The organism is Streptococcus oricebi (assembly GCF_017883985.1).
GTDB classification, from domain to species: domain Bacteria; phylum Bacillota; class Bacilli; order Lactobacillales; family Streptococcaceae; genus Streptococcus; species Streptococcus oricebi.
The window spans coordinates 29,697-45,567 of sequence record NZ_PRDG01000003.1 but is presented as its reverse complement, the minus strand read 5'-3'; the positions used below and the strand labels follow the sequence as shown (position 1 = coordinate 45,567).

16 protein-coding genes are annotated in these 15,871 nt (G+C 41.0%); all 16 read left to right on the top strand.

The features are described from left to right. Positions 1–55 precede the first annotated feature (55 nt). The 16 genes from C4K46_RS05195 to C4K46_RS05120 all read left to right on the top strand — a co-directional run bounded on the left by C4K46_RS05195 (position 56) and on the right by C4K46_RS05120 (position 15,776). Complete coding sequence (locus tag C4K46_RS05195) at positions 56–1,180, top strand: alpha/beta fold hydrolase (protein ID WP_209627833.1); 1,125 nt, start codon at positions 56–58, stop codon at positions 1,178–1,180. A gap of 202 nt (positions 1,181–1,382) precedes the next feature. Next, complete coding sequence (locus C4K46_RS05190; RefSeq protein WP_209627832.1) at positions 1,383–2,219, top strand: PRD domain-containing protein; 837 nt, start codon at positions 1,383–1,385, stop codon at positions 2,217–2,219. A gap of 48 nt (positions 2,220–2,267) precedes the next feature. Further along, positions 2,268–2,693, top strand: a complete 426-nt coding sequence (gene lacA, locus C4K46_RS05185; RefSeq protein WP_209627831.1) for a galactose-6-phosphate isomerase subunit LacA — start codon at positions 2,268–2,270, stop codon at positions 2,691–2,693. Positions 2,694–2,708: 15 nt separating this feature from the next. Then, complete coding sequence (lacB, locus tag C4K46_RS05180; RefSeq protein ID WP_209627830.1) at positions 2,709–3,224, top strand: galactose-6-phosphate isomerase subunit LacB; 516 nt, start codon at positions 2,709–2,711, stop codon at positions 3,222–3,224. Positions 3,225–3,236: 12 nt separating this feature from the next. After that, positions 3,237–4,166, top strand: coding sequence for a tagatose-6-phosphate kinase (locus C4K46_RS05175; protein WP_209627829.1), 930 nt, complete (start codon positions 3,237–3,239; stop codon positions 4,164–4,166). A gap of 3 nt (positions 4,167–4,169) precedes the next feature. Continuing rightward, on the top strand, positions 4,170–5,150 hold the full coding sequence (gene lacD, locus C4K46_RS05170) for a tagatose-bisphosphate aldolase (RefSeq protein WP_209627828.1): 981 nt from the start codon (positions 4,170–4,172) through the stop codon (positions 5,148–5,150). 11 nt (positions 5,151–5,161) lie between these two features. After that, complete coding sequence (locus C4K46_RS05165) at positions 5,162–5,476, top strand: PTS lactose/cellobiose transporter subunit IIA (RefSeq protein ID WP_209627827.1); 315 nt, start codon at positions 5,162–5,164, stop codon at positions 5,474–5,476. A 2-nt stretch (positions 5,477–5,478) separates the two neighbouring features. Then, a complete protein-coding gene (locus tag C4K46_RS05160) occupies positions 5,479–7,182 on the top strand; it encodes a lactose-specific PTS transporter subunit EIIC (RefSeq protein ID WP_209627826.1) in 1,704 nt (567 codons plus the stop codon). Positions 7,183–7,196: 14 nt separating this feature from the next. Continuing rightward, positions 7,197–8,600, top strand: a complete 1,404-nt coding sequence (gene lacG, locus C4K46_RS05155) for a 6-phospho-beta-galactosidase (protein WP_209627825.1) — start codon at positions 7,197–7,199, stop codon at positions 8,598–8,600. A gap of 192 nt (positions 8,601–8,792) precedes the next feature. Beyond that, positions 8,793–10,790 (top strand): methionine--tRNA ligase, encoded by a 1,998-nt coding sequence (gene metG / locus C4K46_RS05150; protein WP_209627824.1) that lies wholly within the window; start codon positions 8,793–8,795, stop codon positions 10,788–10,790. Between the two features lie 149 nt (positions 10,791–10,939). Beyond that, a complete protein-coding gene (locus tag C4K46_RS05145) occupies positions 10,940–12,028 on the top strand; it encodes a glycosyltransferase family 8 protein (RefSeq protein ID WP_209628124.1) in 1,089 nt (362 codons plus the stop codon). 59 nt (positions 12,029–12,087) lie between these two features. After that, positions 12,088–13,134, top strand: coding sequence for a DNA polymerase III subunit delta (gene holA / locus C4K46_RS05140; RefSeq protein WP_209627823.1), 1,047 nt, complete (start codon positions 12,088–12,090; stop codon positions 13,132–13,134). A gap of 60 nt (positions 13,135–13,194) precedes the next feature. Beyond that, the gene (locus C4K46_RS05135) at positions 13,195–13,803 is read left to right on the top strand and encodes a superoxide dismutase (RefSeq protein ID WP_209627822.1); all 609 of its coding nucleotides are present in this window, start codon (positions 13,195–13,197) and stop codon (positions 13,801–13,803) included. Positions 13,804–13,861: 58 nt separating this feature from the next. Continuing rightward, entirely contained in the window at positions 13,862–14,185 is a 324-nt protein-coding gene (locus tag C4K46_RS05130; RefSeq protein WP_209627821.1) for a hypothetical protein, read from the top strand. A 154-nt stretch (positions 14,186–14,339) separates the two neighbouring features. Then, positions 14,340–15,398 carry a serine hydrolase gene (locus tag C4K46_RS05125; protein WP_209627820.1) on the top strand — a complete coding sequence of 353 codons (1,059 nt, stop codon included), beginning with the start codon at positions 14,340–14,342 and terminating at the stop codon, positions 15,396–15,398. 237 nt (positions 15,399–15,635) lie between these two features. Continuing rightward, entirely contained in the window at positions 15,636–15,776 is a 141-nt protein-coding gene (locus C4K46_RS05120; RefSeq protein WP_209627819.1) for a hypothetical protein, read from the top strand. The last annotated feature ends 95 nt before the right edge of the window (positions 15,777–15,871 follow it).

The window sequence follows — 15,871 nt, the reverse complement described above, 5'->3', positions numbered from 1 at the left end:
AGTAGAGTTGATGATACAATTGTAGCATTTATTTTTACAAAAGAAAGGAAAAAAGATGGATAGATATACAGGTATTGAACAATTTGACTTTCAAATTCTTAGATTTACAGTAGAATTGAAGAAAAAATACCCGCAGGTGGCAGCAGATTTAAAAGAAATTGGGCAGGCCATTACTGACTTTGAAAGTTGGTATAGTTGGTGGGTCAATAAAGCAGCTACTTATGAGGCAGCGGATTTGTTAGAAGTGGCAGCGACCTACTATCGGGCTTCGCTCTTTTATCTGGCAGCAGCTGATGAGCGTCTAGCGGCTTGTCATGAAAAATATTTAGCTTGTTTTTATCGTTTTCATAAAGATACAAGCATGGAAAGCTATCAAGTGCCCTATGATGGCGGCTATTTACCAGTGATTTTTTTGAAAAATGAAAATGCTAAAGGGACTCTCCTAGTCCATGGTGGCTTTGATTCTTACTTGGAGGAATTGACTTCTTGGTTTTTAAAACTGTATCAAGCAGACTTCCAATATAATATTTTGATTTTTGATGGGCCAGGGCAAGGCTATGTAGCGGCACAGGGACTTTATTTACGGGCAGATTTTGAGTATGCGGTGTCTACCGTTTTAGATTATTTTCATTTATCCGCAGTGGATGCGGTCGGCATTTCATTAGGTGGTTACTTAGTAATGCGAGCTGCCGCTTTTGAGAAGCGAATCAAGCGCGTGATTGCTTTTGATATTTTTTACGATGCTATGGATGCAGTGGCAATGAGCGCAGGCTGGTCTGCCAGCAAAGTGTTGCAAGGATTGCTGAAAATACAACAAAAAGACTTGGTCAATCGTTTGATTGAGTCAAGAGCTAAACGAGATATCAATTTGAACTGGATGTTGACCAATGGCTACCGAGTTAGTGGTACAAGGACTCCTTTTGATTTTATTAGCTATTTTCAGCAGTTTCAAGTCAAGGATTTTCTGCCCCTCATCAATCAACCTTGCCTACTGCTAGCCGGACAGGATGATTTCTATGTGCCCGTCAAGCGCCTCAAAACCATTGAAAAAGGCTTGAAGAATAGCAAGTTGGTCGAAAGTAGGCTATTTACTAAGGAAAGCGGAGGCTCGCTTCATTGTCAAATTGACCAGATTGAACTAGCTATGAGGGCAATCAAGGAATTTTTGATAAGAGAATAGATAAAAAACTTATAATTTTTTAAGAAATCGCTTGCATTTTTCTAAAAAAGTGGTAAAATACAAATATAGCATGAATACGGTGGTTCGTAACTAAAATAATTAGGCGAGACTGCAAATTTTCTAGAATGATATTCTAGATTGTTTGTGGTCTCTTTTTGTGTAGTTTAGAGCACCTATTTATAATTTTATTCGAGGAGGGACTATGCTCAGGATTGTTCAAGCGCTAAATAATAATGTTGCTTTGGTAAAAAATGAACAAGGTGAACAAGCAGTAATTATGGGCTTGGGATTAGCATTTGGGAAGAAAAAGGGCGACTTGGTAAATGAAAATAGGGTAGAACAACATTTTATTTTGAAAAGCGAAGAGTCAAAAGAAAATTTTATAACTCTATTTAAAGATGTTCCGTTGGATTTCATTACGGCAAGTTATGAAATGATTGATAAGGCTATCAAAAAATATAATTATCCTGTTCAAGATTATATATACATAACTTTGACCTACCATATCTTTTACGCATATAAGAGTCTCAAAAAATCCGATTATAAACATGGTAAGTTACCTAATATAGCTCAAGACTATCCGCTGGAATATGAGATGGCAAAAGATAGTGTGGATCAATTAGAAAAAGCATTGACTATCCGCTTTCCAGATGAAGAGATTGATAGATTTGCTTTACATTTTATAAATGCAAAGGGAGGGGAGGTCTTAGATACTCAGGATTCTGTCAATCTTGAAAAAGAAATAATATCAAAGGTTCAGGAAGTCTTATTTGACTATGGTATTCAAAGAAATTCCCGAAATAGTGATTTTTATGAAAGATTCATGGTTCATATGACATATCTAATTGATAGGAAGGAGCAACCTGTAAATCAAAATGAACAGGCAATATTAGACCTAACAAAAAGTTTAAAGATTTCTCATCAGAAAGCTTATGAGATAGCTAGTGATATTTACCAAATTTTGCAAAGCTATCTGAAAACGAACTTATCTGAAAGTGAAAAAATTTATTTAACCTTACATATCCAAAGATTGTTGTAAAATTTTAAAAATTGGTTTTTCAATTATCCATAAAATAAGGAGGAAAAAATGGTAGTTATTATTGGTGCAGATGCACATGGTAAGAAGTTGAAAGATAAGGTAGTAGCTTATCTTTCCAGTCAAAAGGTAGCAGTTCTTGATGTCAGTCAAGAGGGCTCAGATTTTGTAGATATTACTTTAGCTGTTGCTAAAGAAGTGAATCAATCATCTGATAATCTAGGCATTGTCATTGATGCTTATGGGGCAGGTCCCTTTATGGTAGCTACTAAAATTAAAGGGATGATTGCAGCTCAGGTTTCTGATGAGCGTTCAGCTTATATGACACGTGGTCATAATAATGCACGCATGATGACCATGGGCTCAGAAATTGTTGGCGATGAACTAGCAAAAAATATTGTTAAGGGCTTTATTAACGGTCACTATGATGGTGGTCGCCATCAAATTCGTGTAGACATGTTGAATAAAATGTGTTAGAAAGGAGCAAAAATAATGAAGATAGCTATTGGATGTGACCATATTGTTACAGATACTAAAATTGCGGTTGTAGATTATTTAAAATCTAAAGGACATGAGGTCTTAGATTTTGGAACTTATGATTTTACAAGAACCCATTATCCGATTTATGGAAAAAAAGTAGGTGAGGCTGTCGTTTCAGGTCAAGCAGAATTAGGTGTTGTAATTTGTGGTACAGGAGTAGGAATTACCAACTCGGTAAATAAGGTTGCCGGTGTTCGGGCCGCTCTTGTGCGTGATATGACAACTGCCCTATATGCTAAGGAAAGATTAAACGCTAACGTAATTGGCTTTGGTGGGAAGATTATAGGCGAGCTCCTAATGTGTGATATTATTGATGCTTTCCTTGGCGCAGAGTATCAACCAAACAAGGAAAGTGAAGAGTTAATTGCTAAAATTTCTGCCTTAGAGACAAGTCATCTAAATCAAGCAGATTCGGACTTTTTCCAAGAGTTTTTGGAAAAATGGAATCGGGGAGAATATCACGATTAAAGGGAGAAAATCATGATTCTTACTGTCACTTTAAATCCGTCAGTTGATATTTCCTACCCCTTAGAAGATTTTAAAATAGATGCAGTTAACCGGGTTGAATCTACCAGTAAAACCGCTGGAGGAAAAGGCCTAAATGTTACACGTGTCCTATCAGAGCTAGGCGAACAAGTTATGGCAACTGGTTTTGTTGGTGGAACAAATGGGGATTTTATCAGTCAACATTTGCACCAAGGGGTAGAACCTGTTTTTTACCAGATTGCTGGAGATACTCGTAATTGTATCGCCATATTACATGACGGTTGTCAGACTGAAATTCTTGAGTCGGGTCCCTGGATTAGGGAAGATGAGGCCGTTGGCTTTATACAATATTTTACTCAGCTTTTGCTCAAAGTCAGTACCGTTGTTATCTCCGGTAGCCTTCCTAAGGGATTAGATAAAAACTATTATGAACACTTAATAAAAGAATGCATTCAAGCAGATTGTAATGTGATTCTTGATACGTCTGGTCAAACTCTGGAGGAAGTGCTTCGCTCTGATTTTAAGCCAACTGCGATTAAACCAAATAATGAGGAGCTGAGTCAACTATTGGGACGAGAGATTGGCAAAGATGTTCCCTCCTTAAAAGAAGCTATTAGTAATCCCTTATTTAAAGGAATTGAATGGATTATTGTTTCCTTGGGGAAAGATGGAGTGTTGGCTAAACATGGGGAAAAATTTTATAAGGTGGATATTCCAGCTATTAAGGTGAAAAATCCAGTGGGTTCTGGGGATTCGACTGTGGCAGGAATTGCATCCGCTTTAAATAAACAAGAGAATGATTATCAACTACTAAAAAAGGCAAATGTACTGGGGATGCTTAATGCGCAAGAGGATATGACCGGTCATGTTAATCTGGCGAATTATGATTCTCTGTGGGAAAAAATTATTATTAGAGAGGTATAAGAAATGACAAGTAATGGAAAAATCAAACACATGGAAAAATTAGCGAGTGAGACAGGGATTATTTCAGCCCTGGCCTTTGACCAGAGAGGGGCCCTTAAGCGTCTGATGGCCCAGTACCAAGAAGCGGAGCCTAGCCGGGCCCAAATGGAGGAGCTCAAAGTATTGGTGGCCCAAGAATTGAGCCAGTATGCCTCGTCTATGTTGCTGGACCCCGAATACGGCCTAGCAGCCAGCAAGGTCTTGAGTCAAGAAACAGGCCTCCTTTTGGCCTATGAAAAGACTGGCTATGATACGACCTCGACCAAGCGCCTACCAGACTGCCTCGGAGACTGGTCAGCTAGACGTATCAAGGAGGCAGGTGCAGATGCGGTCAAATTCCTCCTTTACTATGATATCGATTCTAGCAGAGAGGTCAATCGACAAAAAGAAGCCTATATTGAGCGGATTGGCTCCGAATGTCTGGCCGAGGACCTTCCTTTTTACTTGGAAATCTTGGCCTATGATGAAAAGATTCCCGATACCAAGAGTGCAGCCTATGCCAAGGTCAAACCCGCAAAAGTCCTGGGAGCCATGAAAGAATTTTCTAAAGAAGGCTACCATGTCGATGTTCTAAAGGTCGAAGTGCCCCTCAATATGGACTATGTAGAAGGTTTTGCCAAGGGGGAAGTTCTTTATAGCAAAAAAGAGGCTGCTGCCCTCTTCAAGGAACAGGGTCAGATTTCAAGCCTTCCCTTTATCTACTTAAGCGCTGGTGTATCTGCCAAGCTCTTCCAGGAAACCCTACTATTTGCGGCGGAGGCTGGGGCCAACTTTAACGGGGTCCTTTGTGGCCGGGCTACTTGGGCAGGAAGTGTCGAGGCCTACATCAAGCAAGGACCAGAAGCTGCGCGAGACTGGCTGCGGACCACTGGCTTTGAAAATATCAATGAGCTAAACAAGGTCTTGGAAAAAACAGCCAAGCCTTGGAATGATAAATATAACTAGGAGGTAAGACAATGAATCGTGAAGAAGTAACATTATTAGGGTTTGAAATTGTAGCATATGCAGGTGATGCCCGCTCTAAACTTTTGGAGTCTTTAACAGCTGCTCAGAAGGGGGAGTTTGAGAGAGCGGAGGCATTGGTTAAGGATGCGGAGGAGTGTATTGTGTTAGCTCACAATGCACAAACGACCCTTCTTCAAAAAGAAGCCGCTGGTGATGACCTTGCTTTCAGCGTTACTCTAATGCATGGCCAGGATCACTTGATGACCACACTACTTCTTAAAGATATGATGAGTCATATGATTGAACTATATAAAAGAGGAAACTAGTTATGAATACATTGATTGCACAGATTGAAAAAGGAAAACCTTTTTTTGAAAAACTTTCACGTAATATCTATCTGAGAGCAATTCGTGATGGATTTATTGCGGGTATGCCGGTGATTCTGTTCTCAAGTATCTTTATCTTGATTGCTTTTGTACCGAACGCTTTTGGTTTCTTTTGGCCCAAAAATATTGAAGCTTTACTAATGAAGCCTTATAGTTATACAATGGGAATTTTGGCAGTGTTAGTTGCTGGGACAACTGCGAAATCTCTGACAGATGCGATGAATCGTAAGATGGAAGCGACAAATCAAATTAACTATTTATCAACGATGTTAGCTTCTATCTGTGGCCTCTTGCTACTTGCAGCTGACCCCATTGAAAATGGCTTGGCAACAGGATTTTTGGGCACAAAAGGACTATTAGCAGCTTTTGTGGCAGCTTTTATCACTGTAAATATTTATAAAGTTTGTGTGAAAAATAATGTTACAATCCGTATGCCTGAGGAAGTTCCACCAAATATTTCGCAAGTTTTCAAGGATATTTTTCCCTTTGCATTCTCGATTATTTCGCTATATATTCTTGATATTTTGGCTCGGAATTTTGTTGGGACAGGAGTAGCAGAGGCTATTGGTAAATTTTTTGCTCCTTTATTCTCAGCGGCTGATGGTTATCTAGGTATTACTATTATTTTTGGAGCTTATGCCTTCTTCTGGTTTGTTGGGATTCATGGGCCATCTATTGTTGAACCAGCAATTGCGGCGATTACTTACGCCAATGTTGAACTTAATTTACAAATGCTACAAGCAGGTCAGCATGCAGACAAGGTTTTGACCTCAGGAACTCAGATGTTTATTGTTACGATGGGGGGAACTGGTGCAACTTTAGTAGTTCCATTCATGTTTATGTGGCTCTGCAAGTCAAAGAGAAACAAGGCAATAGGACGTGCTTCCGTAGTCCCAACTTTCTTTGGAGTAAATGAGCCTATTTTGTTCGGTGCTCCCATTGTACTAAACCCTATATTCTTTGTCCCATTCATTTTAGCACCGATTGTGAATGTTTGGATTTTCAAGCTCTTTATTGATGTTCTTGGTATGAATAGCTTTACAACCAACCTACCTTGGACTACGCCGGGACCTTTAGGAATTGTTTTAGGGACTAATTTTCAAGTTTTATCATTTGTTTTAGCAGCGCTTTTGATTGTGGTTGATGTAGTTATCTACTATCCGTTCCTAAAAGTATATGATGAACAAATTTTAGCTGAGGAAAACTCAGGAAAAACGGATGAGTCCTTGAAAGAAAAAGTATCAGCTAACTTTAATACAGCTAAGGCAGATGCTATTCTTGAAAAAGCAACTGAGGATGATAAAGAAACTACCGAAAGCAAAATTAGTCAACAAACAAATGTTCTAGTATTGTGTGCAGGTGGGGGGACCTCGGGATTATTGGCAAATGCTCTTACTAAAGCTGCCAAGGAACATAATGTTCCTGTCACAGCAGCAGCAGGAAGTTATGGGGCTCATCGTGAGATGCTTCCAGAATATCAATTAGTCATACTTGCTCCGCAAGTTGCATCAAATTATGACGACATGAAAGAAGAAACAGACCAATTAGGCATTAAATTGGCTAAGACTGAAGGAGCTCAATATATCAAATTAACTAGAGATGGACAAGGAGCTCTTGATTTTGTAAAAGCACAATTTGAGGAATAAAAAGAGGTACTGCTATGAAAAAACTTCCAAAAGATTTTATTTTTGGTGGAGCTACGGCTGCTTATCAAGCAGAAGGAGCTACTGAAAAGGACGGTAAAGGTCCGGTTGCTTGGGACCAGTATTTAAAAGATAATTATTGGTACACTGCTGAGCCAGCTAGTGATTTTTATAATCAATATCCAGTAGACTTAGAATTGGCAGAAAAATTTGGAGTTAATGGGATTCGGATTTCGATTGCTTGGTCTCGTATTTTTCCGAAAGGCTATGGTCAAGTCAATTTAAAAGGTGTGGAATTTTATCATAAATTATTTGCAGAATGTCATAAACGTCATGTAGAACCATTTGTTACTCTTCATCATTTTGATACTCCACTTGCTCTACATTCCAATGGTGACTTTTTAAATCGTGATAATATTGAGCATTTTGTAAATTATGCAAAGTTTTGTTTCAAAGAATTTTCAGAAGTTAATTATTGGACGACCTTCAATGAAATTGGTCCTATCGGTGATGGACAATATCTAGTCGGTAAATTTCCGCCGGGAATCCAATACGACCTGGCTAAGGTGTTTCAATCTCATCATAATATGATGGTTTCACATGCTAAAGCAGTTAAATATTTTAAGGAAAACGGGTTTAAAGGTGAGATTGGAGTAGTCCATGCCTTGCCAACTAAATATCCAGTGGATCCAAATAATCCCAAAGATGTGAAAGCAGCAGAGCTTGAGGATATTATTCACAATAAATTTATTCTAGATGCTACTTATCTAGGTTGTTATTCACCAGAAACTATGGCTGGAGTTAATCATATCCTAGAAGTAAACGGAGGACAGTTGGATTTTCGACCAGAAGATTTTAAGGTACTTGAGGCAGCTAAGGACTTGAATGACTTTCTGGGCATCAACTACTATATGAGTGATTGGATGAAAGCATTTGATGGTGAAACAGAAATCACTCACAATGGTAAGGGGCAAAAGGGCGGATCTAAATACCAGATTAAGGGTGTCGGTCAGCGTGAATTTGACGTTGATGTACCAAGAACTGACTGGGACTGGATGATTTATCCTCAAGGCTTGTATGACCAAATCCAACGAGTTATAAAAGATTATCCCAACTATAAAAAAATCTATATTACAGAGAATGGACTAGGCTATAAGGATGAGTTTGTAGATGAGACAGTCTATGATGATGCCCGTATTGATTACGTTAAGCAACATCTAGAGGTTATTTCTGATGCAATTTCTGATGGAGCAAATGTGACAGGTTATTTCATTTGGTCCTTGATGGATGTTTTTTCATGGTCTAATGGGTATGAAAAACGATACGGTCTCTTTTATGTAGACTTTGAAACACAGAAACGTTATCCTAAGAAATCAGCCTATTGGTATAAAAAAATAGCTGAAAGTCAAGAAATTTTCTAATTAGCTAGATTTTTCAAAACACTTGATTTAATGATACATCTAGGAGGTTAAAACTAGTTTAGCCTCCTAGATGTTATTTTTTATTTCTTAATATCCTAAATATCAATTCCCACCGCAGTATTGTTGGAAAATATGCTATAATGAAGTGTTGACAAAATTGGGTTTCATTTGCCCTGAAAGGATTTTTAATAAATGTCTGAAAAGAATTTTTATATTACAACCCCTATCTACTATCCAAGTGGCAAGCTCCACATTGGTTCAGCCTATACGACTATTGCTTGCGATGTTTTGGCCCGCTATAAGCGTCTGATGGGCCACGATGTTTTCTACTTGACTGGCCTGGATGAGCATGGTCAAAAGATTCAGCAAAAGGCAGAAGAGGCAGGGATTTCTCCCCAGACCTATGTGGATGGTATGGCCGAGTCTGTCAAGGAACTCTGGCAGTTGCTGGATATTTCCTATGACAAGTTTATCCGAACAACAGATAGCTATCATGAGGAAGTAGTGGCCCAGGTCTTTGAGCGTCTCCTAGCCCAGGATGATATTTATCTAGGAGAGTACGCTGGTTGGTATTCTGTTTCAGATGAGGAATTTTTCACTGAAAGTCAGTTGGCCGAGGTCTTTCGTGATGAAAATGGCCAAGTGACCGGTGGAATTGCGCCGAGTGGCCACGAGGTGGAGTGGGTCTCTGAGGAGTCTTACTTCCTAAGACTCAGCAAGTACCAGGACTGGTTGGCTGATTTCTTCAAGAGCCAGCCCGACTTTATCTCTCCAGATGGTCGCATGAATGAAATGCTAAAAAACTTTATCGAGCCAGGCCTTGAGGACTTGGCGGTTTCTCGGACGACCTTTACCTGGGGTGTCCCTGTACCGTCCAATCCTAAGCATGTGGTCTATGTTTGGATTGATGCCCTGCTCAACTATGCGACAGCTCTAGGCTATGGTCAGGAGGACCAAGCCAACTTTGACAAGTTCTGGAAGAATGGACATGTTTATCACATGGTGGGTAAGGATATCTTGCGTTTCCACTCAATTTACTGGCCGATTATTCTTAAGATGCTGGGCTTGAAACTACCTAATCGTCTTATCGCCCATGGTTGGTTCGTCATGCAAGACGGCAAGATGTCCAAGTCTAAGGGAAATGTGGTCTATCCAGAAATGCTGGTCGAACGCTATGGCCTAGATGCCCTGCGTTACTACCTCATGCGTAGCCTGCCAGTCGGTAGCGACGGGACCTTTACGCCGGAGGACTATGTTGGCCGAATTAACTATGAATTGGCCAATGATTTAGGAAATCTGCTCAATCGGACGGTGGCCATGATTAACAAGTATTTTGATGGTCAAGTACCAAGCTACCAGGAGAATGTCACCGACTTTGATGCGCCACTTTTGGCGGCAGCCCAGCAGGCAGTTGCTGACTACCACAAGTATATGGAGGCTGTGGATTATCCGAGAGCCTTGGAGGCTATCTGGTCCTTGATTGCCCGCAGCAACAAGTATATCGACGAAACTGCTCCTTGGGTCCTAGTCAAGGAAGAGGATAAGAGAGAACAGCTGGCTAGTGTGATGAGTCACTTGGCGGCTAGTCTGCGTTTGATTGCCCACATGATTGAGCCCTTCATGATGACGACCAGTCGTGCTCTTTTGGAGCAGTTGGGCTTAGAGCCGGTTGCTAGTCTAGAGCACCTGGCCCTGGCTGACCTGCCATCAGGCTTGACAGTCGTGGCTAAGGGGCAACCTATCTTCCCTCGCCTAGATATGGAAGTAGAAATCGCCTACATCAAGGAACAAATGAGCGCAGGAAAACCAGCCCAGGAAAAGGAATGGAAGCCTGAAGAGGTGGAGCTGACACTCAATCGCAAGGAAATCAAATTTGATGACTTTGATAAAGTTGAAATCCGAGTAGCAGAAGTCAAGGAAGTCAGCAAGGTAGAAGGGTCAGACAAGCTCCTCCAATTCCGCCTGGATGCAGGAGACGGTGAGGACCGCCAAATCTTGTCTGGTATTGCCAAATACTATCCTGATGAGCAAGCCCTGGTCGGTAGGAAGGTCCAAATCGTTGCCAATCTCAAACCTCGTAAGATGATGGGGCGAATCAGTCAGGGAATGATTTTATCGGCTGAGTACGGAGACCAATTGAGTCTTCTTACGGTGGATTCTTCTGTTCCAAATGGTTCCTTGATTGGCTAGGAGAGACTCATGAATAAAGCGATTGCCTTATGTGCAGATTTTGCCTATGCAGATAAGGTTATGACGACCATTAAATCAATTTGTGCCAATAATGTTCGGGGGGGCTAACATTCTACCTTTTAAACCTTGATTTTCCTCAGGAATGGTTTATTGACCTACGAAAAAAATTGGCCCGCTTTGGTTATCAGATTAAGGATGTAAAGATTGAGCCAGAAAACGTCATTTCTCATCAGATGAATGATTCCCATAGTCATGTCAATTATGTTGCTAATCTTATCTATTTCATTCCCCAAGTTATCAAGGAGGAAGAAAGGGTCCTGTATCTTGATTCGGATATGATTGTAAATCAGGACTTATCTGTCCTCTTTGACCTGGATTTGGGTCACTATCCGATTGCAGCGGTCAATGACTTGGATGTTCAAACTGATTTATGGGATTTGGGGATTAAAGATACCTTTAATTCTGGTCTGGTCCTCTTTAATCTAAGGGAAATTGTTAAGGAAAATTCAGAAGAGAAGCTCCTTGTCCTCGCTAAAGAATATGCTGAGCAGGTCCGGTTAGGAGACCAAAGTATCCTCAATATTGCTTTTAAGGATAATTGGTACCATCTGGACCGGACCTACAACCACCTCTTGGTTGCTGATTCCAACTGGGACATTGGCGATAGGCGGGGTCATAAGGTTGGTAAGATTGACCTGGACCAGCTACCGGCTGTCTTACACTACTGTGCGCCAGGCAAGCCTTGGAACTTGAACTGCTGGATGCAGTTAAAGGAGCTCTGGTGGTATTATTACGGCTTGGAATGGAGCCAGCTAGTTAGCTTTGAACCTCAGCTTTTAGAAAAGTCGGGCCGCCCTCAACTCTTGATTGTGACGGGAAGCGGGGACTTGGAGCAGTTGGAAAATCTGCTGCGCCTCCTGCCTGACTTTGACATTCATCTCTGTGCCTATACCAACTTTTGGTCGGGCTTAACCAAGCTGACTGCCTATGAAAATCTAAAATTGCACCCTCATGTGCTCAATATCACTCTTGATGATTTACTAGATAAGTGTGGGGCTTATCTGGATATCCACCATGGTGAGGAAGTTTACGATAGTATTCAGAAGATGTTGGCGAGCCAGAAGCCGGTTTTTGCTTGGGCCAAGACCAGTCATCGACCAGCTGAGAGTCAAGTTTACGAGGAAGACCAACTAAGTGATTTGGTAAGGGATATTTATCGGGCCAGTAGGGAGCATTAGGCTTCCTGCTTATGGCAAGTAAGAGCGCCCTAGACTAGAAAGATTGTAGAGGAAAGATTGTGTTAGCGATTGAAGAAGTAGAGAAGGTTGAGCTGGACCAGCTAGCCTCCCTATCCGTTTTGACTGGGGAGGATTTGGGGCAGTTCAGCCTCCTAAAAGAGGAGTTTTTAAAGCGGATTGCCTTTGACACGAGCGATTTGAATTATAGCTACTTCGATATGAAGGAGGCTAATTACTCGGAAATCGAGCTGGATCTAGTCAGCCTGCCCTTCTTTACAGAGGAAAAAATCATTATCCTAGATCATTTTCAGGATTTGACCACAGCTAAGAAGCGTTTTTTAAGTGATGAGGAGCTCAAGTCCTTTGAAGCCTATCTGGAAAATCCAGTGTCTACAACCAAGCTCATTATCTTTGCGGAAGGTAAGCTCGATAGCAAGCGCCGTTTGGTCAAGATTTTAAAGCGTGATGGGCACATTTATACAGCTAGTGAGCCCAAGGAGCAGGAGCTACGCCACTACTTTAGCCATAAGGCTGACCAAGAGGGACTAGTCTTTGCCCAAGGAGCCTTTGAGCAGGTCCTAGTCAAGTCTAGCTTTCAATATAGTGAGATTAGTCGCAACCTGGCCTTTTTGAAGAGCTATAAGGGCCAGGGCCAGATTGAGCTAGCTGATGTAGACCAGGCCCTACCCAAAACCCTGCAAGACAATATCTTTGATTTGACCCAGCTGATTCTATCCAGCCAGGTTGATGCGGCCCGGGCCTTGGTGCAGGACTTGCGACTTCAGGGAGAAGATGAAATCAAACTGATTGCCATCATGCTGGGCCAGTTTAGAATCTTTACCCAGGTCAAGATTTTATCCCAGGCTGGTCGCCAGGAGAGTCAGATTGTCGCTGACCTATCCGAGATTTTGGGCCGCAGGGTCAATCCCTATCAGGTCAAATTTGCCCTCAAAGACAGCCGCAAGCTCCAGCTTTCCTTTCTGAAAAAGACCTTGAAAATCTTGATTGAGACAGATTTTCAGATTAAATCTGGCCTTTATGACAAGGACTACCTGTTTGACTTAGCCCTATTGAAAATAGCCGCTGCTGATTTCCAAGCAGATTAGTTGAAAAAAAATGATGATTGCGTTATCATTTTCATATAATAAAGAAAAAGAGGTGCCGAAATGACTATTCTTTTACCAGACCTACCTTATGCTTATGATGCCCTTGAGCCTTATATTGATGAAGAAACAATGCACTTGCATCATGACAAACATCACAATACCTATGTAACAAATGTTAATGCTGCCCTAGCAAAACACCCAGAAATCGGGGAAGACTTGGAAAAATTATTGTCAGATGTGACAGCTATTCCAGAAGACATCCGTCAAGCTGTTATCAATAACGGTGGTGGCCACTTGAACCATGCTCTTTTCTGGGAATTGATGACTCCAGAAAAGACAGAACCATCAGCAGCCCTACTTGCAGATATTGAAGCTAGCTTTGGTTCCTTTGATGACTTTAAGGCAGCCTTCACAGCAGCTGCAACCACTCGCTTCGGTTCAGGCTGGGCTTGGTTAGTAGTCAACAAAGAAGGCAAGTTAGAGGTTATCTCAACAGCTAACCAAGATAATCCAATTTCAGAGGGCAAGACACCTATCCTAGGACTAGATGTTTGGGAACATGCCTACTATGTTAAATACCGCAATGTTCGCCCAGACTACATTAAGGCCTTCTTCTCAGTAATTAACTGGAACAAGGTAGATGAATTATATGCCGCAGCTAAGGCTTAAAAAATAATCAGGTGCTGAGTGTAACTCAGCACTTTTACTGTTTGTAAAAAGGGGGCATATGGTGAGCAATAAACGTAAAATAGGAGTGACTGTATCCTTAGCCTTCATAATTATTATTGCTTCTATTTTCTGGTATTTTTCTAGCCGTATCTACTGGAAATATGATGACCAGTGGATTTTAGGCAAGACCAAGGAGCAAGTGGAAACACGTTACGGCAAGTTTGACTATCAAATTCATGCAAAATCAGTTGCTTATTTGATTGATGACGGAAATAAAACACTCTTTACAGTTGACGAGAAAGTAGCTGAATATTATTTTATGATTTTTAACGACCAAGGAAAATGTATAAAAATCCATGTCGGCGGAAAGCCAGGCGGATAAGTTATAAAAACAAAAGCAGTAAACTGTTTGCTGCTTTTTTATTTACCAACCAAACTAGGCCCCCTCTTTTTGATTTTGTGGACTTGGTATTTTTACCTAACAATTTCAGTATTCCCTTGTTATTTTTCTAATATTTTTTTATAATACAAGTGTCATGAAAAAATATTCGCCCAAAACGATAACAATTCTTAGTCTAGCTCTCTTGACCTTTCTGGGCCTGGTTCTTTGGTTTAGCAAGGTCTCTTTTGGTCAGAAAAAGACTCTGCCCTCCCAGTCGGAGACCTCGTCTAGTTCGTCAGAGCCTAGTCCAGTCAGTCCCCAGCAAGAAGAAATTCCACCAGCACCTGCTAAGAGTATGGAGGCCAAGCAAGCGGTGATGGAGGCTGATGCTGCCACCATGGATGCCTATGGTCTCCATTATGACTATGCCAATCTTAGCCTGCCCCAGGTCGTTCAAGCCTACTTGGCTGAAATGGAGATTGATCCGTCTTGTATCGCTTTTTCCTATAAGGATTTGACGACTGGACAGACCGCTAGCATGAATGAGAGCCAGCCCATGACAGCAGGCTCAACCTATAAACTTCCCCTCAATATGCTAGTTGTTGATGAGGTGGAGGCTGGCAAGCTGTCCATGACTGAAAAGTTTGATATTACCAATACCTACTACGAATATATCGGGGAGCATAATAACTATGTGGGTGCCTTTGCTGGAGCGATGACGATTCCAGATATGCAGGAGTATTCCCTCCTTTACTCGGAAAATACCCCGGCCTATGCCCTGGCTGAACGTCTCGGTGGGATTGACAAGGCTTATAGTCTCTATAATCGCTATGGCCAGTCCAAGGGAGAAGTCAAAACGATTAGTCAGGAAAATAAGACGACTAGTGACTATTACATCCAGGTCTTGGACTACCTCTGGCAGCACAAGGACAAGTACAAGGATATTCTCTACTATATTGGTGAGTCCTTCCCCAATGAATATTACAAGCGCTACTTGCACGATATTACTATCTACCAAAAGCCCGGCTATGTGCGTGAAGCCTTGAATGTCGATGCGATTGTTATGGAGGAAAAACCCTATATCGTTGCTCTTTATACGGCAGGACTGGGTGGCAGCACCCTTGAAAGCAACGAGATCAGTGGGGTCGGTATCAACCAGGTCGGAGAGTTATCCTATGTCATCAACGAATGGCACCGGGTCAATATGAATTGATAGACAAGTGGGACAATTCTGTTCCACTTTTTTTACTTAATATTTAGAAAAAAATCAAAATAGCTCTTGCTTTTAGAAGCAAGACGTGATAGAATCTATTTAGAAGGAATTCTAATTACTTTGTTTTTTTGGTCATGCGATGATTGGCCAGATAATTTTTGAGAAGTATTTAGAAAAAATTCTAAATATTATCTGCCGATTAGATGCTTGCCTGCTTAGCGCAAGAAGGAGGAGAAAATGAAGAAAGCAAGAAGGTCTATTCTACTGACAGTCTTAGGGCTAGTGACTGGTTTATCCATTTGGCTGGCTGTTTTCTCATGGGTGCTCTATAAAAATAGAGACGAACTTGAAAAAATATCCAAGCAAAAACATTTTTAAAAAACTATAAAATCTAGCTTTTCTAGACTAGATTTTTTAAGCTAGAGTATTTAGAAAAAAATCTAAATATCTAGGTTGACTAAATGGAGATGCTA